The following is a 25,699-nucleotide window of genomic DNA, read 5'->3' on the forward strand; positions in this document are numbered from 1 at the left end:
CGGTTAAGAAGCGGGCACAATTAGCGGCTTGTTACCGCTCAGCTCGCTTATCAGATCGTTTATGCCATCGCTCATATTCACAAACCGGGTCAGCGGTGAGCGAGTAACGACCACAAACGCACCAATATTATGCTGAGGGATCATTGCCATATAGGTGATGAATCCGCCACCGCCACCTGTTTTCTGGATAATCCCCGGTCTGCCGTCTTTGGGGGCCATATATACCCAACCCAGCCCCAGTGCATCGGCTTTGCCCGGCACATCCATACCCGTCACCCGCGTAAGCTGGCTGCGCTGATAAATCAGCGTCTGCATTCTGTCTGCCTGACTATTACGGGTATAAAAATCGGATGAGAGGAACTGTTGCATCCAGCGCATCATATCGTCGGGCGTTGAATAGACGCCACCACTGCCAATCGCCGCCAGAGTGTTATTACACGGGCTGGCACCTTTCTCCGCCACCATCAGACGCTTACACTGGTCCGGCGACGGAGTGAAAGTCGTGTCTTTCATGCCAAGTGGGCGGGTGATCTGCTGTTCAAAAAGCTGTGCGTAAGGTTTTCCCGCGGCATTTGCCAGCGCGTCGGCCAGCAAATCAAACCCCAGGTTAGAGTAGGATGCCTGTGAGCCGGGTGCCGTTTTTAGCGTGGCGGTGGAAAGCCAGCTCCAGCGCTGTTCCCGGGTGGGCCAGACAAATACCGGACGATGTGCCGCGCCGCCAGGCTGCTCACGGGGCAGTGCGCTGGTATGCGTCGCCAGATTAACCAGCGTTATCGGGGTGCCCTTATAGCCAGGCACCCTGGCACCCGGCGGCGCATATTTACTGAGTGGATCGTTGAGTTTCACTACCCCCTGATCGAGCAGCTTGACCAGCATCTCACTGGTCATCAGCTTGCTCAGTGAGGCGATACGGATCACGGAGTCCAGCTGTGGGCGGACATTGTTGCCCGGACGCGTTTCACCAAAACTGCGAAACACCCGCTGATTGCCATCAATCACCACCAGCGCCATTCCCGTTGCGCCGCTGCCATAGAAAATATGATTAGCGTAACGGTCGACAATATCGGAGGCAAAAACAGGATCAGGAGAGGTCTGCGCGGCATGGGCGACCGGCAACGTGGCCGCATACAGCGCGGCTAACAGGAAAAGGCAACGTTTCAACGAGAAGATCCATCAATAAATTAAAAACTATGCCTATTTATACTACTTAATTCGCCGTTGCAAAGCCTCTTTCGGACGGACCGGGAAAGGAAAAAAATGACCCGCAGAAAAATAGCGCATTTTTTTATAAAGAGAGCCGTGCCTGCGGCAAAAACGCCAGTCAGGCGCGCATGTCAGTTGTAACCCGTCGATACAATTCCTCACGATTCGTCAGAGAACTAAGCCTTACGCTTCAGGTCTCATTCTGCGGCCGCTGAGCCGCCGTTTTTACCGTGATTCATATCCCTTGAACCACGCTCGAAAGATCCATTCGGGAGCATACATGTTCAAATCTTTTTTCCCAAAACCGGGGCCGTTTTTTCTCTCGGCATTTTTTTGGGCACTGGCTGCCGTGCTTTTCTGGCAAACCGCAGGCGGGGCCTGGCTGCTGCGTTTCTTTTCTGCCTCCGGCGATGCACCGATTAGCGCCGCGCGATTCTGGTCTCCCGGCTATCTGGTATTTTATGCCTTCTATGCTCTCTGCGTCGGGCTTTTTGCCCTGTTCTGGCGGTATTACAGCCCGCATCGCTGGCAGCGCTGGTCTATTTGGGGAACGGCGCTGATTATCTTCGTCACCTGGTTTTTAGTCGAGGTAGGTGTAGCCGTTAATGCCTGGTACGGGCCTTTTTACGATCTGATCCAGAAAGCGCTGAGCAAGCCGAATTCGGTCAATATCGAACAGTTCTATCACGGCATTCTGACCTTTCTTGGCATCGCCCTTATCGCGGTAGTGATTGGCGTACTGAACAATTTCTTTATTAGCCACTATGTCTTCCGCTGGCGTACAGCGATGAACGAATACTATACGCACCACTGGCCGCAACTGAGACATATTGAAGGTGCGGCTCAGCGTGTACAGGAGGATACGATGCGTTTTTCATCCACGCTTGAAGATATGGGCGTTAGTTTTTTAAATGCCATCGTGACATTAATTGCGTTTTTACCCGTACTCGTGACATTGTCAGCACACGTGCCTGAACTGCCGGTAATTGGACATCTGCACTATGGACTGGTGATCGCGGGCATTGCGTGGGCGCTTTTAGGTACCGTTCTGCTGGCGGTAGTAGGGATTAAACTGCCGGGGCTTGAGTTTAAAAACCAGCGTGTAGAGGCCGCCTATCGTAAAGAGCTGGTATATGGTGAAGACGACCCGACACGCGCCACGCCGCCAACGCTTCGTGAGTTGTTCACCGCGGTGCGGCAAAACTACTTTCGTCTCTATTTTCACTATATGTATTTCAACATTGCACGCATTTTGTATCTGCAGGTGGACAATGTTTTCGGTTTGTTCCTGCTGTTTCCGTCCATCGTTACCGGTACAGTAACGCTGGGTCTGATGCGTCAGATCCTGGATGTCTTTGGTCAGGTACGTGAATCCTTTCAGTATCTCATCACGTCATGGCCTACTCTGGTAGAGCTAATGTCGATTTATAAGCGCCTGCGCAGCTTTGAACGCGAACTGGATCAACCAGCAGTGGGGGAGGCTGTTAATACCTATTTTTAACCACAGGGAAGCCTGAATCATGACCGCACCTTACTCCCGCTCTGCTGCGATAACCCTCCTGGCTGCACTGATTCTGGCTGGCTGTAGCACAGAAAAAACGCCGCTGAAAAAAGGCGAGAAGGCCATTGATGTCGAGAGCCTGGTGCGCAAGAAAATGCCGGCCAGTGTAAAGAATCGTGACGAATGGGCACAAATCATTGCCCGTACGTTTGAAAGCCAAAAACTGGCCCCGACGGAGGAAAATGTCTGCTCGGTGCTGGCCGTGGCGCAGCAGGAATCAAATTATCAGGCCGATCCTGCCGTGCCTGGCCTGAATAAAATAGCCTGGCAAGAGATCGAACGTCGGGCGGCGAAAGTGCATATCCCGGCGTTATTGGTGCATACCGCACTGAAGATAAAATCCCCTAACGGCAAGAGCTACAGCGATAGACTGGATGCGGTTAAGACCGAAAAGCAGCTCAGCGCTATCTTCGATGATTTAATCGATACCGTACCGCTTGGCCAGCAGCTTTTTGGCTCGTTCAATCCTGTGCATACCGGCGGGCCTATGCAGGTCAGTATTGCCTTTGCCCAGCAACATACGCGTGGTTATCCATGGAAAATGGAAGGCACCGTGCGTCAGGAGGTCTTTACCCTGCGTGGTGGCTTGTGGTTTGGCACATATCACCTGTTAAATTATCCCGCCAGTTATTCCGGGCCACTTTACCGTTTCGCCGACTTTAATGCTGGCTGGTACGCCAGCCGTAACGCCGCGTTCCAGAATGCAGTCAGCAAAGCCAGTGGGGTGAAGCTGGCGCTTGACGGAGATTTGATCCGTTACAACAGCCGTGAAGCGGGAACAACGGAGCTGGCGGTAAGAAAACTGGCGGGGCAACTTAAGATGAGTGATAGCGAAATCCGCAGTCAGCTGGAACAAGGGGATTCACTCTCGTTCGAGAAAACCGATCTTTATAGTGACGTATTTAAACTGGCGGAAAGAAAAAGCGGGAAAACCTTGCCGAAGGCGTTGTTACCTGGCATTCAACTGGAAAGCCCGAAGATCACGCGCAATCTCACGACAGCCTGGTTCGCGAAACGCGTTGACGATCGACGGGCTAAATGTATGGCGCAAAATTAAACATAATGACGCCACCGCAACAACAGCGCCACAACGCCCAGAATCATGCACCCTACAAGGAAAGGTACCAGCCCAAAAAGAGTACCTACCGCCAGGCCCATTTCGACATGCGGCCGTCCGGTATCCTGTATTTGCATTAGTTGCTCATAAACTCCCGGTGCATGCACAACAAGATTAAGGATTTGTGCGCCCACCCAAAAGCAAAGCAATACGAAAAGCGCGTAAGCAATATTCCCTGGAGTGGACCGATCTTTCTTTTTCCCACGCAACATGGGTTTGGAAAAGGTGAATTCTGTCATACTAACCTCCCGGACCTATTCTTTCAGACTTCATGCCCGTACTGATGCTTAGTTTGACAGGTCATTGCCGTTGTCAATATCAGATTCATGGTAAATTCAGCGCTGGAATTCTCCTGGTTTCATAAGTTAGTGTTATGTCACAAATTGGTAACTTAAATTTAACCTATGTCGCTTTTCAGAATTTCCGCATCCACCACAGACGCCCGAATGAAAATATGCGAGGATGCGTTTTTCTTCTGTCGGAGTTGTCATGAAGCTGCCTGTAAAAATCCGTCGTGACTGGCACTATTACGCGTTTGCGATTGGCCTGATCTTTATTTTGAATGGTGTGGTGGGTCTGCTGGGATTTGAGGCAAAGGGCTGGCAATCTTATGCCGTTGGCCTGGTCACCTGGGTGATAAGCTTTTGGCTCGCCGGATTGATTATTCGCCGCCGCCCGCAGGAAGAGGCGGCGGAAAAACAAGAGTGAGCCTGGGTCGGCGTACCGGGCTGAAGTATCAATAAGGCTGATGTCTGCCCGTATGTCACATTGTCGTTTTTAACTGGCTACTGGCGCGATGACGCTCCAGCGCCAGTTCAATCAGGCGGGTGATCAGCGCAGAATAGCCGACGCCGCTCGCCTGCCATAATTTGGGATACATACTGATATTGGTAAAGCCAGGCAGGGTGTTGATTTCGTTAATAACCACCTTATTGTCCTGCGTCAGGAAAACATCCACCCGAGCCATGCCGCTACATCCCAGCGTTTGATATGCCTGCACGGCGACGGCGCGGATGTGGTCATTCACTGTGGCATCTATGGCCGCAGGAACCACAACCTGCGCGCCGGCATCGTCAATATATTTGGTATCGTACGCGTAAAACTCGCTATTAAGTACGATTTCACCGCAGGTACTGGCCTCGGGATAATCATTTCCCAGAATGGCACATTCGATTTCGCGCCCGTTAATGCCTTGTTCGACAATGACTTTATGATCGAACTCAAATGCCAGCGCCACAGCCTGCTGATATTGTTCTTCATTAACCACTTTGCTGACGCCAACCGACGATCCCTGATTTGCGGGCTTCACAAACAGCGGCAATCCAAAGCGAGCTTCAATGTCGGCAAAGGTCATAGTATGACGATTGCCCCGGGTTAAGGTGACAAACGGCGCAACGGCAAGCCCGGCATCACGCAACAGGCGCTTAGTAATGTCTTTATCCATACAGGCGGCTGAACTCAGTACGTCTGAGCCGACAAAAGGCAAATTGGCTATACGCAGCAAACCCTGCAATGAGCCATCTTCTCCCAGCGTGCCGTGCACAATCGGGAAGATCACGTCAATGCGGGGGGATACCTGCCCATTGCCGGCATCAATAAATTGTTCCGTCAGTTTACCGGGAATATGCGCAAGGGTAGTCGGGGAGGGAGCCAGCGCAATATGTGCCGGATCGTGAGCGTTAAGCAGGTAGTGGTTCTCATCGTTGATATGCCAGCCGCCTTGCTTATCAATTCCCAAAAGCACCACCTCAAAGCGCGATTTATCAATCGCTTCAACGATATTCTTCGCCGATTGCAATGAGACTTCATGCTCTGCCGATTTGCCACCAAAAACGATACCTACCCGTAACTTAGCCATCTTAACGCTGATCCCTGGTAAACCTGAAAACCATAACATATCACGTCAAAATGGTGCCTTCTGCCATAATCTTATGTAAATCGACAAAGGAGGTGCAGTGAAAGGAAAAGGCTTGCTCATTTTTGCATTACTTGCCGCTGGTGCCTGGTGGGGATACCACTCTTTGCCCTCGTGGTATAATCCCTTTGCCCCTCTTCAGCTTACTGACCCGCCTGGGCGTATCACGCAGTTTAAATTGCGGCGTCTTACTGACGAGGCGTGCCGGTCATTGTTAGCGCAGGCGAATGCGCGCCGGCTAATTAGTAGCCAGGCCGTCGCGGACAGCGCCGGTACTTGCCCATTATATAACGTTGTCAGAGTGCGCGATTTTGGCGATATCAAGTTAAGCAGCAGTTTTCTCGCCAGTTGCCCGCTGGCGCTGAGCAGTGCACTGTTTGTCGAACAGCAGGCGAAGCCGCTTGCGCAGCAGCTTATCGGTAGCCCGCTACGGCAGATCGATCATTTTGGCAGTTATGCCTGTCGTAATATTTATCATCGCGAAAACGCCCGTCTGAGTGAGCATGCTACCGCAGAGGCGCTGGATGTAAGTGGCTTCCGATTTGCGAATGGTAAAAGGGTAACGGTATTGAAAGGCTGGCCCAATGCGCAAACACAACCTTTTTTACGTGCTCTTCTTTCCAGCAGCTGTCTTTATTATGGCAACGGTTTGGGACCAGAATATAATGCCGCCCATGCCAATCATTTTCATCTGGGTATGCGTGGCTATGGTTTATGCCGTTGAGCAGGCGCATAAACTTTAGCAAAACGCACCTCTGGCTCCGACCACAACAGACATTATTGTTAAACTATCGGTTGGTGAGTAAAAACTTAATTACGATATACGCTTATGGAATCCTGGAAGGTTAATCTTATTTCTGTCTGGTTCGGCTGTTTTTTTACCGGGCTGGCAATCAGTCAAATTTTGCCCTTCCTGCCGCTTTATGTCTCACAGTTAGGCGTCACCTCGCACGAGGCACTCTCATTATGGTCTGGTTTGACCTTCAGCGTCACTTTTCTGGTGTCAGCCATTGTCTCACCTATGTGGGGAAGTCTTGCCGACCGTAAAGGACGCAAACTGATGCTGCTGCGCGCATCGCTGGGAATGGCCATTGCCATTTTACTGCAGGCCTTTGCCACGAATGTCTGGCAGCTTTTTTTTCTGCGCGCGGTAATGGGCCTGACGTCCGGTTATATTCCTAATGCCATGGCGCTGGTCGCGTCTCAGGTACCGCGTGAACGCAGCGGCTGGGCATTGAGTACGCTGTCAACGGCGCAAATCAGTGGGGTGATTGGCGGGCCGCTACTCGGCGGTTTTCTGGCGGATCACGTCGGCCTGCGTGCGGTTTTCTTTATTACTGCCGTCTTGCTTACCGTGAGTTTTCTGGTGACGCTTTTTCTGATTAAAGAAGGTGTCAGGCCAACGGTTAATAAAGCCGACAGGTTAAGCGGGAAAGCGGTCTTTGCCACGCTGCCTTATCCGGGACTGGTGATAAGCCTCTTTGTCACGACCATGGTGATTCAGCTCTGCAATGGCTCCATCGGGCCAATTCTGGCGCTGTTTATTAAATCCATGAGTCCTGATAGCAATAATATTGCCTTTCTCAGCGGCATGATCGCCGCAGTGCCCGGCGTGTCTGCCCTGGTCTCCGCGCCCAGACTGGGCAAGCTTGGCGATCGTATTGGCACCGCCCGCATCCTGATTGCCACGTTAGGCTGTGCAGTAGTGATGTTTTTTGCGATGTCGTTTGTTACCTCGCCATTTCAACTGGGGGTTCTGCGATTTATGCTCGGTTTTGCCGATGGCGCAATGCTGCCAGCAGTGCAAACACTGCTGTTAAAATATTGCAGCGATCAGGTCACCGGGCGTATTTTTGGCTATAACCAGTCGTTTATGTACCTGGGAAATGTGGCTGGGCCGTTAATGGGGGCTTCTGTATCCGCTATCGCCGGATTCCGTTGGGTGTTTATTGCCACAGCAATTGTGGTATTGATTAATCTCTGGCAACTGCTCGTAATGCTGCGCCGTAGCCGTCAGAGAGAAGCACGCGTTTAATTTTAATGTGGCTTAAATATACTGCATTGTTAATTAAACCTAAGAATAAAAAGTTGAATAATAAAATGTGGATAGTGCTTTTTATCGGGGCTGTGAGGTATTCCAGCAGGCTGCGCAAAGTGCGGTTGCTGGCTTGAAATAACCTGCATTCTCATGTATTTATTAGCACTGCGTAATGGCAGGTTTAACCGGATTCTTAAGGATGTCGCGTTATGAAAAATCTTATTGCGGAATTGCTGGTCAAACTGGGGGAAAAGGAAGAAGAGTCAAAGGAATTGGTGGCGCAGATTGAAGCGCTGGAAATTGTTGTTACTTCGCTGGTCCGCCATATGGCGCAAGACGATCAACAAAAACTTATCCAGAGTATTGAGGCGGCAATGGACGGTGCCAGCCCTGATTCACCGGTTCCCGACGGCGACAGCGAGCTTTTGAGGGCTTATATAAAAAAGCTGTTAAGGCATCCCAGGTCGTAATCCGGATATAGACAAAACGATGACGCTGTCATCGTTTTGTCATTTCAGCGTTATACCCTTTTTTTATTTATGTTATCCGCAAACAATATCAGTGGGCATCCCACTGTTAACGTCTTCTTTTTCCTGAACACATGTCCCGACAACAAAATTTGCATTGCCGGCTGGTTTTTTTAGCACCACCGACCAGACTTAGGGTGAGTATCTTACTGAAGGACGACATAATGAAAATAATATTTCTGGTTACCCTGGTCTTTGGCATGGTTATCCTTTCAACGGTAGGCGCAGCGGAAAAGACGCTAACGCCTCAACAACAGCGGATGGCAACCTGTAATCAACAGGCGACGGCGAAAACGCTGAAAGGCGACGAGCGTAAAAGTTTTATGCGCGAGTGCCTGAAAAGCGCAAACGCAAAAGATGAAAAAGGGCTAACGCCACAGCAACTTAAAATGCGTGATTGCAGCTCTCAGGCCACGCAGCAGTCGCTGAAGGGTGAAGATCGCAGCAAGTTTATGAGTGGCTGCCTGAAAAAACAGGCGTGAAGTTAACAGGTGAGGCAGAGGCCTCACCTGCAATGTATCAGGCGCGGCTAAGCTGTTCTGATTTGGCCATACAACTTACCATCGCTTCGATCACGGCTGCGCGGAAACCGCGCTCTTCCAGCACACGCACCGCTTCAATGGTGGTCCCGCCTGGCGAGCACACCATATCTTTCAGTTCACCAGGATGCTTACCGGTTTCCAGCACCATTTTTGCCGATCCCATCACCGCCTGGGCAGCAAATTTGTACGCCTGCGCGCGCGGCATTCCCCCCTGGACCGCCGCATCAGCCATTGCCTCGATAAACATAAATACATAGGCCGGGGCCGAGCCGCTCACCCCGACCACCGGATGAATAATGGATTCGGCAACGACTTCAGCTTCACCGAAGCTGCGGAAAATCGCCAGTGCTTCCTGGATTTCTGCGTCGCTGACCAGGGCATTTGCCGTCAGCGAGGTCATCCCGGCATTAACCAGTGACGGCGTATTTGGCATGGCGCGAATAATTTTGCGATCGTGGCCCAACGCGCCAGCCAGTTGTGCCAGCGTCACGCCTGCAGCGATGGAAATCACAACTGAATCTTTATTAAAGCTGGAAGCGATATCATTAAGCGTTTTAACCGTGATGGCAGGTTTTACCGCACTGAAAACGATATCCGTAGCCTGTGCGACTTCCTGAGCGCTTTTTGCACCGTTAACACCGTACTCCTCGTGCAGTGCGGCGACTTTATCCGGCGAGGGGGTATAGACCCACACTTTTTCTGGCTGTACCTGGCCGCTGGCGATAAGACCTCCGAGGATCGCTTTACCCATATTCCCGCAGCCGATAAATCCAATTTTTTTTTCCATCACCTTTCTCCGCGTGTAATTTATCTGGGCGATAAGCTTAACGCGGATTATTCTTCAGGGCTAAAGCTTCCTGCGCGTTGTCTGCAGGTTGCCATGACAAGAAAGCAATCAGGAGTGAGAATGGCCATTTGGGTTGATGCGGACGCTTGTCCGAAAGTGATAAAAGAAATCTTGTTTCGTGCCGCCGAACGCACGCAGACCACGCTCACGTTGGTAGCCAACCAGACGCTGCGTACGCCACCCTCCCGCGTCATTCGTACCCTGCGTGTCGAAAGTGGTTTTGATGTAGCAGATAACGAAATTGTTCGCCTTTGTGCGACGGGCGATTTAGTGATCACCGCTGATATTCCTCTGGCCGCTGAAGTTCTGGCAAAAGGCGCGGCAGCATTAAACCCGCGCGGTGAGCGTTACACGGAGGCGACGATCCGTGAACGATTGACGATGCGTGATTTTATGGACACCCTGCGCGCCAGTGGTATTCAAACCGGCGGGCCCGATAGTCTGTCCCAACGCGATCGCCAGCATTTTGCCGCTGAGCTGGATAAATGGCTGCTTCAGAGAACAAAATAACAGTAAGAGGCAATAAGTGTGCAATAATATCTTTACACCTTTGCTACCATCAGTCACACGCGCCCCACCGTTCTCTGCGGAGCAGGCACACATTGTAACTAAAAATTTACATATTTTTTCGTACTAGTTTGATAGTATGTTGTTCTTTAATGCAACTTTTCATTGCCTCGCAGTATCCGGGAGAATTCCATTTTATGACGCAACCCGTTTTCTTCATTGGCCCACGCGGCTGCGGTAAAACCACCGTTGGTCAGGCGTTGGCACAAGAGCAAAACTGGCATTTTGTTGATACCGATCACTGGCTTCAGGAACGGGCGCAAATGAACGTCGCAGAGATTGTGGCGAAAGAGGGGTGGGAGGGATTCCGTGCGCGTGAAACGCAGGCGCTGCAAGCGGTGTCGGCTACTTCAACAGTCGTCGCTACGGGCGGCGGCATGGTGCTGGCAGAAGCCAATCGTCGTTTCATGCGTGAGGCGGGGCTGGTCATCTATCTACGCGCACCCGCCGGAGTACTTGCCGCGCGTCTTGATGCTTTCCCGCAAGCGGGACAGCGGCCGGCATTAACGGCTAAACCCCCTGAAGAAGAGATCCGTGAAGTGCTGGCGGAACGCGAGCCTCTGTACTGTGAGACCGCACATTATATCGTCGATGCCGCGCAACCTCTTGAGCGCATCATTGCCGACGTCCAGGCGGCGCTAAGCCAGCCCGCATCGGGCGCGCTACGTCTATACTCATAGTTCTGCTGACGAATAATGAGGAATATCTATGCCAACGAACCCACCCTATCCGCGTAAAGCCCGCATCGTCGCGGTTGAAAAAGGGGCCGATCATCCGAAAGTGACCTGGTATCAACTGCGGGCCGATCATCCTGAACCAGATGCCTTGATCAGTGAGCACAATACTGAACAGGAAGCGCTGGACGCCAAACGGCGCTATGAAGACCCGGATAAAACCTGAATCAGGTAGACGGCGAAGCCTGAATATATTCCTAAAGCGCGATTAACCCATCAGGAATCACATTTTTCACCTGTTGAAAATGTTAACAAAAGATTAGTATCAAATTTATTGGTATATTCCAGAATTATTCTGGAACTTACATGCACTTTAAACGCTCATCTGCGGCTTCGTCGTTGAGCGTTTATCCATCGCATTACGCGTGCAGCAGGGCTGTATAGGTTTGTAGTAAAGGTAGTGAATAAGGTGAAAGACATGAGTGCGACTCTGGCGATGTTAACGATTGGCGTAGTTCCCATTCGTGAAGTATTGCCGCTCCTGACCGAACATATCAGGGAAGACCAAATCACCCATATCAGCCTGCTGGGCAAAATGTCGCGTGAAGATGTTATGGAAGATTATGCCGTTGAGCCGGGAGACGACGTACTCCTGACCATGCTCAGCGATCTGCAACCCGCTGAAGTGTCGCGTTCGAAGGTTGAGCGCGATCTCCAGGCGGTCATCGATGTCCTCGATACGCAGGGCTATGATGTCATCATCCTGATGAGTACCGCACAAATTATCGGTATGAAAGCGCAAAATACAATCCTGTTAGAGCCGCTGCGGATTATCCCGCCGCTGGTCGCCTCTATTGTGGACGGACATCAGGTTGGCGTTATTGTACCGATGGAAGAGCTGATTGCCGCGCAAAAAATAAAATGGCAGGTGCTGGAAAACCCGCCCTTGTATGCGCTGGCACATCCGCTCTATTCCTCTGAGGAAGAGCTGGTCGCGGCGGGACGTGAACTTATTGAGCGTGGAGCAGATGTTTTAATGCTCGACTGCCTGGGATTTTATCAACACCACCGCGATCTCCTGCAAAAAGCGCTGGACGTACCGGTGCTCCTTTCCAATGTTTTGATTGCCCGACTGGCATCAGAACTGTTGGTGTGAATGTTAAATTTGCGTGACAGAAGCGAAGTTTGCCCCCTATAGTGGTTCATCATCAATCGCTTAAAAGGGGTGGCTATGCTCAAGAGTAACGAATACTTTTCCGGGAAAGTGAAATCTATTGGTTTTACCAGCAGCAGTACGGGCCGGGCCAGCGTCGGCGTGATGGCCGAAGGAGAATATACGTTTGGTACTGCTGAGCCGGAAGAGATGACGGTAGTAAGCGGCGCATTAAACGTGCTTCTGCCCGGTGAAACGCAATGGAAAGTCTACACTGCCGGGCAATTGTTTAACGTGCCTGGACACAGCGAATTTCATTTACAGGTGGCAGAACCGACATCCTACCTGTGTCGTTACCTGTAATGCAGACTCCCCCTTATTGCGGGGGGAGATGCGATTAACGCTGGGCTTCGCCGCCTAACCCTTCCACGAGATTTTTTATCAGCGCGGCCAGTTCGCCGGTCATCAGCGTAAAGTCAGCGTCAAAGCGCTGAGCGACGTTCTCACGTTCTATGTCATCATTCTGATCGCGCAGCTCATCAGCAAATTTCAGTCGTTTGAGCGAGCCGTCATCACAGATCATAAACTGAATCCGCTGTTGCCAGTCGAGTGCCAGTTTAGTGACCACTTTGCCTGCTTCGATATGCACGGCAATCTCATCACTCACCAAATCCTGTTTTTTGGCCCGGATCACGCCGCCATCTTCCAGCATCGCTTTCAGCTCGGCTTCATCCAGCAGTTGAAAACCCTGTGCCACGGTGCCGGAGCGGACCCATTCGGTCAGCGTCAGCTCGATCGGATTTTCCAGCGTCAGCGGGACGACTGGCAACGAGCCAAGGCTTTTACGCAGCAGCGCCAGCGTATCTTCTGCTTTTTTTGCACTGGCGCAGTCCACCATGATCAGCTCATTAACGGTGTCGATCCACATCATCGTCTGGTTAAAACGGCTGAATGCACGCGGCAGCAATGAATGCAGGACTTCATCCTTCAGGGAGTCTTTTTCCGTTTTTTTCAGCTTGCGGCCCTGATCAGCTTCTAGCTTCAAGATTTTGGCTTCCAGCGCCTGTTTGATCACCGGCGACGGCAGGATCTTCTCTTCTTTGCGCGCGCAGATAATGATCTGACCGTTTGCTTCGTGGGTAAATGCATCGCTCTGTGAACTCATCGGCGGCACCCAGCCGGTTTTGGCCATATCCTGGCTCCCGCAAGGGGTAAAAGCCAGTTCGGCTAGTTGCTTTTCCATCTCTTCGACGCGTAGCGAAATGTCGCGGCTAAGACGGTAAACCATTAAATTTTTGAACCACAGCATGATAATTTCCACGGCGTTATCGTTAAACCCAGCCGGCATGATAACGAATTGTCGTCTGAGTTGCATTGCTAATCCGGACCGGTGGTTTTACGCTTTCGGTATTGAAACTTATTGAGGATAAAAGTATGCGGATAGGGATTGATTTAGGGGGAACCAAAACCGAGGTAATCGCGCTGGGTGATGACGGCCAGCAGCTGTACCGTCATCGTCTGCCGACCCCTGCCAATGATTACGCACAGACGATAGAAACTATTGCAACGCTGGTGGCGCTGGCAGAGAAAAATACCGGCGAGCAGGGTAGCGTGGGCATCGGCATTCCAGGCTCGATTTCGCCCTTTAGTCGGGTGGTGAAAAACGCCAACTCCACCTGGCTTAATGGGCAGCCCTTTGATAAAGATCTGAGCGCGCGGCTTGAGCGCGATGTGCGGATTGCCAATGATGCTAACTGCCTGGCCGTTTCCGAAGCGGTGGACGGGGCGGCAGCCGGGGCGCAAACCGTCTTTGCAGTGATTGTCGGGACCGGCTGCGGGGCGGGTGTTGCGTTAAATGGGCGTGCCCATATCGGTGGCAACGGTACAGCTGGCGAGTGGGGGCATAATCCTCTGCCATGGATGGACGACGACGAATTGCGCTACCGGGCTGAGGTTCCCTGTTATTGCGGAAAACAGGGCTGTATTGAAACCTTTATTTCCGGTACCGGCTTTGCCACCGATTACCAGCGCTTAAGCGGCCGCTCGTTAAAAGGCAATGAGATCATGCGCCTCGTGGATGAACAGGACCCGCTGGCAGAGCTGGCACTCGGTCGTTATGAATTACGGCTGGCAAAATCGCTGAGTCACGTTATCAACGTTCTCGATCCGGACGTTATCGTGCTGGGTGGCGGGATGAGCAATGTCGACAGGCTGTATAAAACGGTACCGCAACTGATTAAAAATTGGGTATTTGGTGGTGAGTGTGAAACGCCCGTCCGCAAGGCCGCACACGGCGATTCCAGCGGCGTGCGTGGTGCCGCCTGGCTTTGGCCGCAGGGTTAACCGCCGCGGGAATCGTTTTGCTCTCTGCCTGTGATGCCGGGTGGCGCTGCGCTTACCCGGCCTACCCACAGCGTCGTGTCCACCCCGTCCCCCAGCGCCGCCGGGCAGACGTTCATCACAATAACCCGCGTCTTACCATCCCGTCGGCCCGTGCAAGCGCCAGCGCCGCCGGGCAAAAGTTCTCCACGATAACCCGCGTCTTACCATCCCGCAGTCCCATGCAAGCGCCAGCGCCGCCGGGCAAAAGTTCGCCACGATAACCCGCGTCTTACCACCCCGTAGGCCCGTGCAAGCGCCAGCGCCGCCGGGCAGGTGTAATCTGCCGTATCAACGCCCCGCACCCGGCGTGACGCTAATCATTATTGCTCTACGGCGAAGCGTTTATCGAGCTTGCTATACCCCAGTCCGTTGACTTTTTTTACTTTAATCTGCACCGGTATCCGTTCTTTCATTGCCTCGACGTGGCTGATAACGCCAATGGTTTTGCCGGTCGCATTTAAGGCATCCAGTGCGTCCAGCGCGGCATCCAGCGTTTCACTGTCCAGCGTGCCGAATCCTTCATCGAGAAAGAGAGAATCAATGCGCGTCTTATGACTCACCAGGTCTGATAATGCCAGTGCCAGCGCGAGGCTGACCAGAAAGCTTTCACCGCCGGAAAGGGTACGTGTGTCGCGTACTGCATCCGCCTGCCAGGTATCAACCACCTCCAGCTCCAGCGCCTCGCTGACCTTGCGTTTGAGCAGATAACGGCCATGAAGACGGTTAAGCTGTTTATTGGCCAGCCAGACAAGGTTATCAAGCGTAAGCCCTTGCGCGAATTTACGGAATTTATCCCCTTCGCGCGAGCCTATCAGGCCATTAAGCAAACTCCAGTCATCCACTTCACGTGCCGCCTGCGCCATCTTTTGCATCAGTGCCTGCTGGTGCTGACGGTTATCTGCATCCTGTTTTAACTGCTGGCGAATTTCACCCTGACGCGATCCCAACTCGCGCAGCCGCTGGTGGAGCTGTTCCAGCGCCTGGCGTGTTTGTTCGCTACTTTGCTCAGATGAGAGATCCTGCGGTCTCTGCTGTTGATGTAGTTTGCGCTGTTGCTGCGCTTGTTCAGCCAGGGTCTGGCTTTGCTGTAACTGGCTTTCCAGAGTTTGCTTCAGGGATTCCAGCCGGCGACGCGCAGGTTCATCAAGTAAGGCGGCCAGAAACGCCTGACGATCGGCAAACTGGCTGGCGCTGAGCGCCGCATCAAATTGCGCCTGGGCCTCCTGCCAGCGCGATGTCTCAAGCTTCTCCTGCTGTTGCAGCGTCTGCCACTGGCTCTCCAGTTTTACGCAGTCATCGTGAGTACTGCGCCAGCCCTCCAGCGATACCGGCGTGACGACTTCTGACGTTGCTGTTGCAGGTAATGTGTCCAGTAAAGGAACGAGTTGCGCCAGAGCGTCCTGAAGTGACGCCAGCTCTGCCTGGCGCATTTGCCATGCTCCGGCTTCTTCTTCGCGGGCCGCCAGCCAGGCGGCTTCTTCACCTTCCTCAGGCCAGACGAGCGTCAACGCCTGCAGGGCCTTAGTCAGGGTGGCACGCTGATCGAAAAGTTGTTGCCGGAACTCTTCGATCAGCTGGTTCAGCTCTGCAATCTGTCTCTCCAGACGCTGTCGCTGGCTGAGCAGATGAAGCTGTTCTTCATAGCGATCCTGCTCATCCTGCCAGGGGGAAATATCATCCTGGGGTTGTAGGGTGATGTGCAGTGCCTGGCCAATCGTCTGCCATTCACGGGTAAGCGCTTGCTCCTCCCGGGTCAGCGTCTGGAGCTCGTTTTCGTCGCGCTGGTGCTGACGTTGCAGTGCCTCTGCCTGGCCGCGAAGTTTACCTCCCTCATCGGCCATTGCTCTGACTTCTTTTTCCAGCGCATCGCGCCGCGCCTGATTAATGCTGGGTTCGAGAGTGCGGTATTGTTCGACCGCAGGATGCGTAGTGGAGCCGCAGAGTGGGCAGGGTTGCCCGGATTGCAATAGCACCCGATGGCTTTCCAGGTCTTTTATGCGCACTTCCTGCTGACAGATCGTCTGTACATCCAGGTACTGCTGATTTTTCTCTTTATAGCGCAGGCGCAGACGAACAATGGTTTCATTTAGCGCGGTTTGTTCTGTCTGCGTCGCCTGAACCGCCCCGCGAAGTTGATGCACACGCTGGCGTAAGTCCGCGAGCCGGATATGCAATGCGCTCAGCCGTTGGCGATGCGGGCGCTGCTGTGAGTGGCGTACCAGCGCCTCACCGACTTCAGTTGGCGTCAGGGCGATAGTGACGGTCGCAAGCGCCGCCAGTTCGCGCTGATAGACGCCCAGCTGCTGCTCCCTTTGTCGCAGTTGGGCGTTATCGCGGGTTTGCTGGGTAAAGGCATGTCGCCAGCCCGCCAGTTCGTTATTCCATACTCCGTAACGTTCGTGCTCCTGAAGCCAGTCGGTCAACGTTTTCTGCGTGGTTAGCAGGGCGGTATGCTGATGCTCAGCGCTGGCGCGCAGCTGGTCGCGTCGGGTTAACGCGTTTTGTAAGCGAGTATTTACTTCCTGTGTCTGTCGCTGCGTTTGCTCGACTGCGCTTATCGTATCCTGACAGCGGTTCCACAGCGGACGCAGTTGCTCAGCCGGCTGGGCCAGCATCAGTGCCGCCAGTTGGGGTTGTGCCTGCGTCAGCGCCTGCTGCGCCTGGGCGAGTGCGGTTTGCGAACGCTGATATTCCGCCTCCAGTTCCTGCTCGCGAACTTGCCAGTTAAGATGATGTTGCGTCTGCGTTTGCAGGCGTAAATGCTGTTGCTCCTGGTCAGTAAGTACCTGCAAACCTTGTTCAAGTTGCTGTAACTGCTCCGCACTCAGCAGGGAAACGCCTGCCGCCTGGGCCTGCAAGGTATCCAGTTCGCTGCGGGCGACTTTGTGCTTTTCAAATACCATCGCTGAGATGTGGCCGTAGATCTCCGTGCCGGTAAGTTCTTCCAGCAGTTCAGCACGTTCTTTCGGTTTTGCATTCAAAAAGGCGGCAAACTGCCCCTGAGAAAGTAGCATTGAGCGGGTAAACCGCCCGTAGTCCAGCCCGGTCAGGGCGGCGGTCAGTTCCAGCTTATCTTTCACTTTATCGGCGAGGATCTTGCCGTCGACACAGCGAGCCAGTTCGACACGCGGAGCCTGAAGATTACCATCCGGCTGATTACGCGCGCGGTTCTGGCTCCAGAAAGCGCGGTATGCTTCGCCTTTAACCTCAAACTCGACTTCGGCCAGACAGTCGGCGGTATCGCGGGTCATTAAATCATTCTGTGATTGTGACAGGGTGCTGAGGCGCGGCGTTTCGTGATACAGCGCCAGGCAGATCGCATCCAGCAAGGTCGTTTTACCCGCGCCGGTAGGCCCGGTGATGGCAAACAGTCCGTTACTGGCGAAAGGTTCTGCTGTGAAGTCGATTTTCCATTCGCCTTTCAGGGAGTTGAGGTTTTTCAGGCGCAGGCTGATAATTTTCATGCGTTATCCTCCCCGGACAGGGTTTCCAGCGTTTGACCGAAAAGAGTAAATAGCCGTTTTTGCTGCGTCTCGTCGAAATCTTCCTGAGCCAGCCGGCGTTCGAATACGTCTTCGACGCTAAGCTCATTTAGTGTTTCACGGACCTCGCCTTCCAGCACCCGCTGCCGGTGCTCGCGGCTGCGTCGGACTAAAAGCACCTCCACCGGCAAATCTTCGGTCAGGGCCTGAATGCGGCGCTGAATGTCATGCAGGTATTCACCACTGGTGATTTCAATGTCCAGCCACACTTTTGGCGTCGCTGGCGCATCACGCCACTGCATCACGTGTTCACTGATGCTGGCAAAATCCCCTTTGATCACCGCCAGTGGTTGCGTGACAGGGACCTCAAGCGGTGTTACCTCAGCAAGTTTTCCGTTCTCAAACGTGACTAAATTGATGCTTTTCTTTTTACCCGTTTCATCAAAACTAAGGGCAACAGGCGAGCCGCAATAGCGGATATGTTCGCTGCCGTTAATTTTTTGCGCCCGGTGAATATGGCCCAGCGCGATGTAATCCGCAGGCGGGAAGTTTTGCGCCGGGAAGGCATCCAGCGTACCGATATAGATGTCGCGTACGGCATCGCTTTTACTGGCCCCGACGGTGGTCAGGTGCCCGCTGGCAATAATCGGCAGCGGCTCGTCGCCGCGCAGTTCGCAGGCCATCTGATACTGTTGTTGATAATAGTCGGTAATGGCAGTCAGCAGGCGCTGTTGTTTCTGGCTACCGGATTGTCCGGCCTGGCTAAGCACCATATCGCGCGGGCGCAGGAATGGCACCGGGCAAAATACCGCTCCCGGTGTACCGTCACGCTGCAGCAAAAGATGGGGGGCGCTGCCCGCGCTGGCAATAACGGTCGTATTCAGAAAAGCCAGAATCTCGCGTGATTCGTTGAGGGTGGCGACCGAATCATGGTTGCCAGCCAGTACCACCAGATGGCAGCCAGTCTGCTGTAAATCGACCACAAAGCGGTAATATAATTCGCGGGCGTAGCTTGGCGGTGAGCCGGTATCAAAAATGTCGCCTGCCACGATAATAACATCGACCTTCTGCGTCTGGGCGGTGTCCAGAAGCCAGTCAAGAAAAGCGTTATGCTCGGCGGCACGGCTTTTACTGTAGAAATTCTGGCCGAGATGCCAGTCTGAGGTATGAATGATGCGCATGTCGGTTCCGTGGCAAAAAAGCGTAAAGCGGATTATACCCTCTGAAGCAGGCAGGGCGAAGCTACGCTGTCACATCGTGTTTACGCGATCGTCACACGATTATCTTTTTCATAAATCTGTCATAAATCTGACGCATAATGACGTCGCTATCCATAATGATGATAAACAGGGTAAAAAATGGCGAGACGTATTCTGGTCGTGGAAGATGAAGCTCCAATCCGTGAAATGGTGTGCTTTGTTCTCGAACAAAACGGCTTTCAGCCTGTAGAAGCGGAAGATTATGACAGTGCGGTGAATCAGCTCAACGAACCCTGGCCTGACCTGATTCTGCTGGACTGGATGCTTCCCGGCGGTTCCGGCATTCAGTTTATTAAACATATTAAACGTGAAGCATTAACCCGCGAAATTCCGGTGGTCATGCTGACCGCCCGTGGCGAAGAAGAAGATCGCGTTCGTGGGCTTGAAACCGGCGCGGATGATTACATCACCAAACCGTTCTCGCCGAAGGAACTGGTAGCGCGTATTAAAGCGGTGATGCGCCGTATCTCGCCGATGGCGGTTGATGAGGTCATTGAGATGCAGGGATTGAGCCTCGATCCTTCGTCGCATCGCGTCATGACCGGCGAAAGTCCACTGGATATGGGGCCGACGGAATTTAAGCTGCTGCACTTTTTTATGACCCATCCGGAACGTGTCTATAGTCGCGAGCAACTGCTAAACCATGTCTGGGGAACTAACGTCTACGTTGAGGACAGAACGGTGGATGTACATATCCGCCGCCTGCGCAAAGCACTGGAGCAGAGCGGACACGATCGCATGGTGCAAACCGTTCGCGGCACGGGTTATCGATTCTCGACCCGTTTCTGATATCTGACAGGAGTGTGACGCGTGCTGGAACGTCTGTCATGGAAAAGGCTGGTTTTTGAACTGATTATCTGCTGTTTGCCCGCGCTGATTTTGGGGGCAATATTTGGCTATCTGCCGTGGTTTTTACTGGTGGCGGTAACCGGGTTACTGATCTGGCATTTCCTTAATTTACTGCGGCTTTCCTGGTGGTTGTGGGTGGATCGCAGCATGACCCCGCCGCCAGGACACGGGAGCTGGGAGCCGCTGCTTTATGGACTGCATCAAATGCAGTTGCGTAATAAAAAGCGTCGGCGTGAGCTGGGCAATCTGATCAAACGCTTTCGCAGCGGAGCAGAGTCTTTGCCGGATGCGGTGGTACTGACCACGGAAGAGGGCACCATATTCTGGTGTAACGGCCTGGCCCAGCAGGTGCTGGGACTGCGCTGGCCGGACGATAACGGACAAAACATTCTAAACCTGCTGCGCTACCCTGAATTTACCCTCTATCTGAAGAATCGTGATTTCAGCAGGCCGCTGAATCTGGTTCTGAATAATGGCCGTCATCTTGAATTTCGCGTCATGCCTTACAGTGAGAATCAGCGCCTGATGGTGGCGCGCGATACTACTCAAATGCACCAGCTGGAGGGCGCGAGACGCAATTTCTTTGCCAACGTCAGCCATGAACTGCGCACGCCGTTAACCGTGTTGCAGGGTTATCTGGAGATGATGCAGGAGCAGACGCTGGAGGGTGCACCGCGTGAGAAAGCGCTGCATACCATGCGTGAGCAAACGCAGCGTATGGAATCGCTGGTCAAACAGTTACTTACGCTTTCAAAAATAGAGGCGGCACCCGCGCTGGCGCTTAACGAAAAAATTGATGTGCCAATGATGTTACGGGTGGTGGAGCGGGAGGCGCAAACCCTCAGCCACGATCGGCATACGCTGCATTTTACCGTAGATGATGCGCTGAAAGTGTTGGGTAATGAAGAACAGTTACGCAGCGCTATTTCCAACCTTGTGTACAACGCGGTAAGCCATACCCCGGCTGGCACCACCATTACGGTAAGCTGGCAGCGGGCTGCGCATGGTGCGCTATTTACCATTGAAGATGACGGTCCGGGGATCGCAGCCGAGCACATTCCGCGTCTGACAGAGCGTTTTTATCGTGTCGATAAGGCGCGATCCCGGCAGACCGGAGGGAGTGGCCTGGGGCTGGCCATCGTGAAACACGCGCTGAATCATCACGACAGCCGGCTGAATATAGAGAGCAAGCCGGGAGAGGGCACCCGGTTTAGCTTTCTACTTCCGGAAAGATTCATTGCCAGAAATTAACACCTTAACCGTACCCGTAAGCGTAACTTTCCACAGACCAGCGCAAGCTGGTTTGTTTACTTTGCACTCCAGCGAAACGAGCACCACATCCTCGTGCCTGCTGCTTTTTTGTTCGAATGATCGGCCATGTGTTTTTCTTATATATAGTTCGTCATGCTGCCTGTCTTTTATGAATTAGTATAATCATCTGGTTTTACGATCCCACCTTGCTTTAAAACGTTATAAGCGTTTAAATTGCGCCCCAGAGGCTGTCAGACTCACTGCCTTTGCGTGATAAATCGAAAAACTATACTTCATCACGTCAGTTGGGGAGCATATCCCGCTGGAAAGATATGCAATTGCTGCTTTATCGTTCCGCATGGAAAGCAACAATTCATTTACAACACCACATCCACAGGCAGTAAATATTTATGACCCATCAGTTAAAATCTCGCGACATTATGGCTCTGGGCTTTATGACCTTTGCGCTGTTTGTCGGCGCAGGCAATATCATTTTTCCACCAATGGTCGGTTTACAGGCCGGCGAACATGTCTGGACGGCGGCGATTGGCTTTTTGATCACGGCGGTTGGCCTGCCTGTGCTGACGGTAGTGGCGCTGGCGAAAGTTGGCGGTGGCATTGACAGTCTCAGTACCCCGATGGGTAAAACGGCGGGCGTGCTACTGGCGACGGTGTGTTATCTGGCGGTCGGCCCGCTGTTTGCCACCCCACGTACTGCGACCGTGTCCTTTGAGGTCGGGATTGCCCCGCTCACCGGTGACGGCGCGATGCCGACGTTAATTTACAGCCTCGTCTATTTTGCACTGGTGATTGTCGTTTCGCTCTATCCCGGCAAACTGCTGGATACGGTAGGTAACTTTCTCGCGCCGATGAAAATTATCGCCCTGACTGTGCTTTCCGTCGCGGCGCTGGTCTGGCCGGCCGGTCCGATTAGCCATGCGATTGAGGCTTACCAGACGGCTTCGTTCTCTAATGGTTTCGTGAATGGTTATTTGACGATGGATACCCTGGGAGCGATGGTTTTCGGGATTGTTATTGTCAATGCCGCCCGTTCTCGCGGTGTGACCGAAGCACGCCTGTTGACCCGCTACACTGTCTGGGCGGGGCTGATGGCCGGTATTGGCCTGACGCTACTGTATCTGGCGCTGTTCCGTCTGGGGTCTGACAGCGCGACGCTGGTCGATCAGTCTGCCAACGGTGCCGCTATCCTGCATGCGTATGTTCAGCACACCTTCGGCGGGGCGGGTAGCTTAATGCTGGCGGCGCTGATTTTCCTCGCCTGCCTGGTAACCGCGGTGGGCCTGACCTGTGCGTGTGCGGAATTCTTTGCGCAATATCTGCCGCTCTCATATCGCACGCTGGTCTTTATCCTCGGCGGTTTCTCTATGGCGGTCTCCAACCTGGGGCTGAGCCAGCTGATTCAAATCTCGGTGCCGGTATTAACCGCCATCTATCCGCCGTGTATCGCACTCGTTGTGTTAAGCTTTACCCGCTCATGGTGGCATAATTCGTCGCGCGTGATTGCGCCCGCCATGTTTATCAGCCTGATTTTTGGTATCCTTGACGGCATTAAAGCCTCAGCGCTGAGCCATATCCTTCCTGACTGGACCGGGCGTTTACCGCTGTCCGAGCAGGGGCTGGCCTGGCTGATGCCAACGGCAGTAATGATTGTTCTGGCCGTTATCTACGATCGCATTGTTGGACGTCAGGTAACTTCCAGCGCGCATTAATCACTGCGCGGCGGTTCGTTTAACCACGAAGCTCAGGGCTTCGTGGTTTTTTATTTTTTTGTGTTGAATGGCATTTGAAACGATGGAAAGTACTAACAAGCTGAAGCGGGGCCTGAGCACCCGTCACATTCGCTTTATGGCACTCGGGTCGGCAATTGGCACCGGCCTTTTTTATGGCTCGGCAGATGCTATAAAAATGGCCGGTCCCAGCGTTCTGCTGGCTTATATTATTGGCGGCGTCGCCGCGTATATCATTATGCGTGCGTTGGGGGAGATGTCGGTTCATAACCCGTCTGCCAGTTCATTTTCACGCTATGCTCAGGATAACCTCGGCCCGCTGGCGGGCTATATCACCGGCTGGACCTACTGTTTCGAAATCCTCATCGTCGCCATTGCTGACGTTACGGCATTCGGCATTTATATGGGGGTCTGGTTCCCGCACGTGCCGCACTGGATTTGGGTGCTGAGCGTGGTGATGATCATCTGTGCAATCAACCTGATGAGCGTAAAGGTATTTGGCGAGCTGGAGTTCTGGTTCTCCTTCTTTAAAGTTGCCACAATTATCATCATGATCGTCGCAGGCGTGGGCATCATTATCTGGGGCATCGGCAACGGCGGCCAGCCGACCGGCATCCATAATTTGTGGAGCAACGGCGGCTTCTTCAGCAACGGCTGGCTGGGGATGGTCATGTCATTGCAGATGGTGATGTTCGCCTACGGTGGTATTGAAATCATCGGGATCACTGCCGGTGAAGCGAAAGACCCGGAAAAATCCATTCCCCGGGCGATCAACTCCGTGCCGATGCGTATTCTGGTGTTTTACGTCGGCACGCTGTTTGTCATCATGTCTATTTATCCGTGGAACCTGGTCGGCACCAACGGCAGCCCCTTTGTGCTGACGTTTCAGCATCTGGGCATCACCTTTGCGGCCAGCATCCTGAACTTTGTCGTGCTGACCGCGTCGCTCTCCGCGATTAACAGCGATGTATTCGGCGTTGGCCGTATGCTGCACGGCATGGCGGAGCAGGGTAGCGCACCGAAGTTCTTCGCCAAAACCTCACGGCGCGGTATTCCGTGGGTGACGGTGGTGGTAATGACGTTTGCGCTGCTGCTGGCGGTCTATCTTAACTACATCATTCCGGAGAACGTCTTCCTGGTGATTGCCTCGCTGGCGACGTTCGCGACGGTATGGGTGTGGATTATGATCCTGCTGTCGCAGGTCGCCTTCCGTCGTCGCCTGTCGCCGCAAGAGATAAAAGCACTGAAGTTTAAAGTGCCTGGTGGGGTGGTCACAACGATTATCGGCCTGATTTTCCTCGTCTTTATTATCGCACTGATCGGCTATCATCCGGATACCCGTATTTCGCTGTACGTCGGCTTCGGCTGGATAGTACTGCTACTGATTGGCTGGATGTTTAAACGCCGCGCGAAAGCGTGATGGCTTGCTGTTTTAGCCATCCGTAAACCTGCCAGACGCGGTGACGCTTTGTAGGCCGGGCAAGGCGCAGCCGCCGCCCGGCATTACATCGCGTAACGCCGCAGTCTTTACGCTGGCGTGATCATGCTGCCATGCTGGAAATAATGCACCAGATTAGTGATGGTCAAATCGGCCATCGCCTGGCGGGTTTCGGCGGTATTGCTGCCGATATGCGGCAGTAACACCACGTTATCGAGGGCGCACAGCGCAGCGGGGATCTGCGGCTCCTGCTCGAAAACGTCCAGTCCGGCACCGCGCAGTTTACCTTCTTGCAGCAACGTTACCAGTGCGTCCGTGTCCAGCACGCTACCGCGCGCAATATTAATCACAATCCCTTCCGGCCCCAGCGCCTCTAACACCTCACGGTTGATAATATGCTGTGTGGCTTCGCCGCCAGGCAACGTCAGTACCAGAAAATCCACCGCCTTCGCCAGCTCAATTAACGCGTCATGATGCTGCCAGTCGGCCTGACCGTTCTTGCGTCGGCTAAAGTAATGAATCGGCATATTGAACGCCGTCGCACGCTTTGCAACCTCATGCCCGATACTCCCCATCCCGACAATTCCGCAGCGTTTGCCGCTCATTTTCCACGCGCCGGGAAACGCCTCCAGCTGCCATTTTCCGGCACGCGCAAAGCGGTCAGCGAGGCAAATCTTACGCGTCACGGCCAGCATCAGCGCCAGAGCGGTATCGGCGACGCATTCATTCAGCACATCTGGTGTATTACTCACGTGAATATGGCGCTCGCGCAGCAACGGCAGGTTGAGCGCATCGAGACCGACGCCAAAGCTGCTGACGGCTTCCAGCGCAGGGAGCTTATTGACCAACGCTGTGCTAATTCCCTTCGCTGCCCGAACCAGCGCCCCGCGAATGCGGCCGCCGTGCGCATTCAGGAATGCGTCGCCCTCCTGAAGCCAGAATTTATGCACGGCAAAATGGCATTCAAGTGTGTCGATCATCGGCTGAGGGATTTCAGAAACCACCAGAATCTCGGGTTTACTGCTCATGGCGTATCCTTTTATGCTCCACGGTAGTCCCCAGTATAAAAATTGTCTTATTCTGAAACGTCGTGCATCGGCACGAATTTGCGCCGGTAAATTCTGCGCCCCCGTCGTCCTCCCCGGA

General features: G+C 53.3%; 25 protein-coding genes. 17 read left to right on the top strand and 8 right to left on the bottom strand.

Features of this window, described 5'->3' with window-relative positions; all coding sequences use genetic code 11:
- Positions 1-3: 3 nt before the first annotated feature.
- Positions 4-1,161 (bottom strand): D-alanyl-D-alanine-carboxypeptidase/endopeptidase AmpH, encoded by a 1,158-nt coding sequence (gene ampH / locus CHU32_RS07205; protein WP_103674838.1) that lies wholly within the window; start codon positions 1,159-1,161, stop codon positions 4-6.
- Between the two features lie 322 nt (positions 1,162-1,483).
- Here ampH and sbmA point away from each other — a divergent pair, with 322 nt between their 5' ends.
- Together sbmA and CHU32_RS07215 are read left to right on the top strand one after the other, a co-directional pair.
- Positions 1,484-2,704, top strand: a complete 1,221-nt coding sequence (sbmA, locus tag CHU32_RS07210) for a peptide antibiotic transporter SbmA (RefSeq protein WP_103674839.1) — start codon at positions 1,484-1,486, stop codon at positions 2,702-2,704.
- Between the two features lie 19 nt (positions 2,705-2,723).
- Complete coding sequence (locus CHU32_RS07215; RefSeq protein WP_103674840.1) at positions 2,724-3,821, top strand: DUF1615 domain-containing protein; 1,098 nt, start codon at positions 2,724-2,726, stop codon at positions 3,819-3,821.
- Here CHU32_RS07215 and CHU32_RS07220 read toward each other — a convergent pair.
- Complete coding sequence (locus CHU32_RS07220; RefSeq protein ID WP_103674841.1) at positions 3,818-4,120, bottom strand: DUF2755 family protein; 303 nt, start codon at positions 4,118-4,120, stop codon at positions 3,818-3,820. The two genes, CHU32_RS07215 and CHU32_RS07220, sit on opposite strands and share 4 nt — an antisense overlap.
- Before the next feature lie 250 nt (positions 4,121-4,370).
- Here CHU32_RS07220 and CHU32_RS07225 point away from each other — a divergent pair, with 250 nt between their 5' ends.
- Positions 4,371-4,589: a DUF2754 domain-containing protein gene (locus CHU32_RS07225; RefSeq protein WP_103674842.1), complete on the top strand. Its 219-nt coding sequence runs from the start codon at positions 4,371-4,373 to the stop codon at positions 4,587-4,589.
- Between the two features lie 55 nt (positions 4,590-4,644).
- Here CHU32_RS07225 and ddlA read toward each other — a convergent pair whose 3' ends face one another.
- Positions 4,645-5,739: a D-alanine--D-alanine ligase gene (gene ddlA / locus CHU32_RS07230; RefSeq protein WP_103674843.1), complete on the bottom strand. Its 1,095-nt coding sequence runs from the start codon at positions 5,737-5,739 to the stop codon at positions 4,645-4,647.
- A 97-nt stretch (positions 5,740-5,836) separates the two neighbouring features.
- Between ddlA and CHU32_RS07235 the strand changes: the two genes are divergently transcribed.
- The 4 genes from CHU32_RS07235 to psiF all read left to right on the top strand — a co-directional run bounded on the left by CHU32_RS07235 (position 5,837) and on the right by psiF (position 8,843).
- Positions 5,837-6,520, top strand: a complete 684-nt coding sequence (locus tag CHU32_RS07235; protein ID WP_103674844.1) for an extensin-like domain-containing protein — start codon at positions 5,837-5,839, stop codon at positions 6,518-6,520.
- 105 nt (positions 6,521-6,625) lie between these two features.
- Positions 6,626-7,831 (top strand): multidrug efflux MFS transporter, encoded by a 1,206-nt coding sequence (locus CHU32_RS07240; RefSeq protein WP_103674845.1) that lies wholly within the window; start codon positions 6,626-6,628, stop codon positions 7,829-7,831.
- A 212-nt stretch (positions 7,832-8,043) separates the two neighbouring features.
- On the top strand, positions 8,044-8,304 hold the full coding sequence (iraP, locus tag CHU32_RS07245) for an anti-adapter protein IraP (RefSeq protein WP_103674846.1): 261 nt from the start codon (positions 8,044-8,046) through the stop codon (positions 8,302-8,304).
- 221 nt (positions 8,305-8,525) lie between these two features.
- Positions 8,526-8,843 carry a phosphate starvation-inducible protein PsiF gene (gene psiF / locus CHU32_RS07250; RefSeq protein ID WP_103674847.1) on the top strand — a complete coding sequence of 106 codons (318 nt, stop codon included), beginning with the start codon at positions 8,526-8,528 and terminating at the stop codon, positions 8,841-8,843.
- 37 nt (positions 8,844-8,880) lie between these two features.
- Here psiF and proC read toward each other — a convergent pair whose 3' ends face one another.
- Positions 8,881-9,690: a pyrroline-5-carboxylate reductase gene (gene proC / locus CHU32_RS07255; RefSeq protein WP_103674848.1), complete on the bottom strand. Its 810-nt coding sequence runs from the start codon at positions 9,688-9,690 to the stop codon at positions 8,881-8,883.
- Between the two features lie 120 nt (positions 9,691-9,810).
- On the opposite strand from proC, the gene CHU32_RS07260 reads away from it, so the two are divergent.
- The 5 genes from CHU32_RS07260 to ppnP all read left to right on the top strand — a co-directional run bounded on the left by CHU32_RS07260 (position 9,811) and on the right by ppnP (position 12,507).
- Complete coding sequence (locus CHU32_RS07260; protein WP_103674849.1) at positions 9,811-10,260, top strand: YaiI/YqxD family protein; 450 nt, start codon at positions 9,811-9,813, stop codon at positions 10,258-10,260.
- Positions 10,261-10,454: 194 nt separating this feature from the next.
- Positions 10,455-10,997, top strand: a complete 543-nt coding sequence (aroL, locus tag CHU32_RS07265; RefSeq protein ID WP_103674850.1) for a shikimate kinase AroL — start codon at positions 10,455-10,457, stop codon at positions 10,995-10,997.
- A 28-nt stretch (positions 10,998-11,025) separates the two neighbouring features.
- Positions 11,026-11,217: a YaiA family protein gene (locus tag CHU32_RS07270; protein ID WP_103674851.1), complete on the top strand. Its 192-nt coding sequence runs from the start codon at positions 11,026-11,028 to the stop codon at positions 11,215-11,217.
- A gap of 252 nt (positions 11,218-11,469) precedes the next feature.
- The gene (locus tag CHU32_RS07275) at positions 11,470-12,147 is read left to right on the top strand and encodes an AroM family protein (RefSeq protein ID WP_103674852.1); all 678 of its coding nucleotides are present in this window, start codon (positions 11,470-11,472) and stop codon (positions 12,145-12,147) included.
- A gap of 75 nt (positions 12,148-12,222) precedes the next feature.
- A complete protein-coding gene (ppnP, locus tag CHU32_RS07280; RefSeq protein WP_103674853.1) occupies positions 12,223-12,507 on the top strand; it encodes a pyrimidine/purine nucleoside phosphorylase in 285 nt (94 codons plus the stop codon).
- A gap of 34 nt (positions 12,508-12,541) precedes the next feature.
- Here ppnP and rdgC read toward each other — a convergent pair whose 3' ends face one another.
- Positions 12,542-13,453 (bottom strand): recombination-associated protein RdgC, encoded by a 912-nt coding sequence (rdgC, locus tag CHU32_RS07285; RefSeq protein WP_103675050.1) that lies wholly within the window; start codon positions 13,451-13,453, stop codon positions 12,542-12,544.
- A 125-nt stretch (positions 13,454-13,578) separates the two neighbouring features.
- Between rdgC and mak the strand changes: the two genes are divergently transcribed.
- Positions 13,579-14,487, top strand: coding sequence for a fructokinase (gene mak, locus CHU32_RS07290; RefSeq protein ID WP_103674854.1), 909 nt, complete (start codon positions 13,579-13,581; stop codon positions 14,485-14,487).
- A 359-nt stretch (positions 14,488-14,846) separates the two neighbouring features.
- Here mak and sbcC read toward each other — a convergent pair whose 3' ends face one another.
- Both sbcC and sbcD read right to left on the bottom strand, forming a co-directional pair.
- Complete coding sequence (gene sbcC / locus CHU32_RS07295; RefSeq protein ID WP_103674855.1) at positions 14,847-17,990, bottom strand: exonuclease subunit SbcC; 3,144 nt, start codon at positions 17,988-17,990, stop codon at positions 14,847-14,849.
- Positions 17,987-19,189: an exonuclease subunit SbcD gene (gene sbcD / locus CHU32_RS07300; RefSeq protein ID WP_103674856.1), complete on the bottom strand. Its 1,203-nt coding sequence runs from the start codon at positions 19,187-19,189 to the stop codon at positions 17,987-17,989. Before sbcD ends, sbcC begins: the two co-directional genes overlap by 4 nt.
- Positions 19,190-19,366: 177 nt before the next feature.
- Between sbcD and phoB the strand changes: the two genes are divergently transcribed.
- The 4 genes from phoB (at position 19,367) to proY (ending at position 24,535) form a co-directional block, all read left to right on the top strand.
- On the top strand, positions 19,367-20,056 hold the full coding sequence (phoB, locus tag CHU32_RS07310) for a phosphate response regulator transcription factor PhoB (protein WP_103674858.1): 690 nt from the start codon (positions 19,367-19,369) through the stop codon (positions 20,054-20,056).
- Between the two features lie 21 nt (positions 20,057-20,077).
- Positions 20,078-21,367: a phosphate regulon sensor histidine kinase PhoR gene (gene phoR / locus CHU32_RS07315; RefSeq protein WP_103674859.1), complete on the top strand. Its 1,290-nt coding sequence runs from the start codon at positions 20,078-20,080 to the stop codon at positions 21,365-21,367.
- A gap of 410 nt (positions 21,368-21,777) precedes the next feature.
- Positions 21,778-23,097: a branched-chain amino acid transporter carrier protein BrnQ gene (brnQ, locus tag CHU32_RS07320; protein ID WP_103674860.1), complete on the top strand. Its 1,320-nt coding sequence runs from the start codon at positions 21,778-21,780 to the stop codon at positions 23,095-23,097.
- Positions 23,098-23,179: 82 nt separating this feature from the next.
- Positions 23,180-24,535 (top strand): proline-specific permease ProY, encoded by a 1,356-nt coding sequence (proY, locus tag CHU32_RS07325; protein ID WP_103675051.1) that lies wholly within the window; start codon positions 23,180-23,182, stop codon positions 24,533-24,535.
- A 107-nt stretch (positions 24,536-24,642) separates the two neighbouring features.
- Here the strand turns inward: proY and CHU32_RS07330 are convergent, their stop codons facing one another.
- Positions 24,643-25,581 carry a 2-hydroxyacid dehydrogenase gene (locus tag CHU32_RS07330; protein ID WP_103674861.1) on the bottom strand — a complete coding sequence of 313 codons (939 nt, stop codon included), beginning with the start codon at positions 25,579-25,581 and terminating at the stop codon, positions 24,643-24,645.
- Positions 25,582-25,699: the final 118 nt, after the last annotated feature.

This window comes from Superficieibacter electus, assembly GCF_002915575.1.
Lineage (GTDB): Bacteria > Pseudomonadota > Gammaproteobacteria > Enterobacterales > Enterobacteriaceae > Superficieibacter > Superficieibacter electus.

Bases quoted from the DNA above. Each gene is read 5' to 3' on its own strand.
- ddlA (WP_103674843.1), bottom strand. From the start codon at position 5,739: ATGGCTAAGTTACGGGTAGGTATCGTTTTTGGTGGCAAATCGGCAGAG.
- iraP (WP_103674846.1), top strand. From the start codon at position 8,044: ATGAAAAATCTTATTGCGGAATTGCTGGTCAAACTGGGGGAAAAGGAA.
- aroL (WP_103674850.1), top strand. From the start codon at position 10,455: ATGACGCAACCCGTTTTCTTCATTGGCCCACGCGGCTGCGGTAAAACC.
- CHU32_RS07270 (WP_103674851.1), top strand. From the start codon at position 11,026: ATGCCAACGAACCCACCCTATCCGCGTAAAGCCCGCATCGTCGCGGTT.
- phoB (WP_103674858.1), top strand. From the start codon at position 19,367: ATGGCGAGACGTATTCTGGTCGTGGAAGATGAAGCTCCAATCCGTGAA.
- CHU32_RS07275 (WP_103674852.1), top strand. From the start codon at position 11,470: ATGAGTGCGACTCTGGCGATGTTAACGATTGGCGTAGTTCCCATTCGT.
- CHU32_RS07215 (WP_103674840.1), top strand. From the start codon at position 2,724: ATGACCGCACCTTACTCCCGCTCTGCTGCGATAACCCTCCTGGCTGCA.
- rdgC (WP_103675050.1), bottom strand. From the start codon at position 13,453: ATGCTGTGGTTCAAAAATTTAATGGTTTACCGTCTTAGCCGCGACATT.
- CHU32_RS07225 (WP_103674842.1), top strand. From the start codon at position 4,371: ATGAAGCTGCCTGTAAAAATCCGTCGTGACTGGCACTATTACGCGTTT.
- mak (WP_103674854.1), top strand. From the start codon at position 13,579: ATGCGGATAGGGATTGATTTAGGGGGAACCAAAACCGAGGTAATCGCG.
- proC (WP_103674848.1), bottom strand. From the start codon at position 9,690: ATGGAAAAAAAAATTGGATTTATCGGCTGCGGGAATATGGGTAAAGCG.
- psiF (WP_103674847.1), top strand. From the start codon at position 8,526: ATGAAAATAATATTTCTGGTTACCCTGGTCTTTGGCATGGTTATCCTT.
- sbcC (WP_103674855.1), bottom strand. From the start codon at position 17,990: ATGAAAATTATCAGCCTGCGCCTGAAAAACCTCAACTCCCTGAAAGGC.
- ppnP (WP_103674853.1), top strand. From the start codon at position 12,223: ATGCTCAAGAGTAACGAATACTTTTCCGGGAAAGTGAAATCTATTGGT.
- CHU32_RS07260 (WP_103674849.1), top strand. From the start codon at position 9,811: ATGGCCATTTGGGTTGATGCGGACGCTTGTCCGAAAGTGATAAAAGAA.
- sbmA (WP_103674839.1), top strand. From the start codon at position 1,484: ATGTTCAAATCTTTTTTCCCAAAACCGGGGCCGTTTTTTCTCTCGGCA.
- CHU32_RS07330 (WP_103674861.1), bottom strand. From the start codon at position 25,581: ATGAGCAGTAAACCCGAGATTCTGGTGGTTTCTGAAATCCCTCAGCCG.
- sbcD (WP_103674856.1), bottom strand. From the start codon at position 19,189: ATGCGCATCATTCATACCTCAGACTGGCATCTCGGCCAGAATTTCTAC.
- CHU32_RS07240 (WP_103674845.1), top strand. From the start codon at position 6,626: ATGGAATCCTGGAAGGTTAATCTTATTTCTGTCTGGTTCGGCTGTTTT.
- proY (WP_103675051.1), top strand. From the start codon at position 23,180: ATGGAAAGTACTAACAAGCTGAAGCGGGGCCTGAGCACCCGTCACATT.
- CHU32_RS07220 (WP_103674841.1), bottom strand. From the start codon at position 4,120: ATGACAGAATTCACCTTTTCCAAACCCATGTTGCGTGGGAAAAAGAAA.
- brnQ (WP_103674860.1), top strand. From the start codon at position 21,778: ATGACCCATCAGTTAAAATCTCGCGACATTATGGCTCTGGGCTTTATG.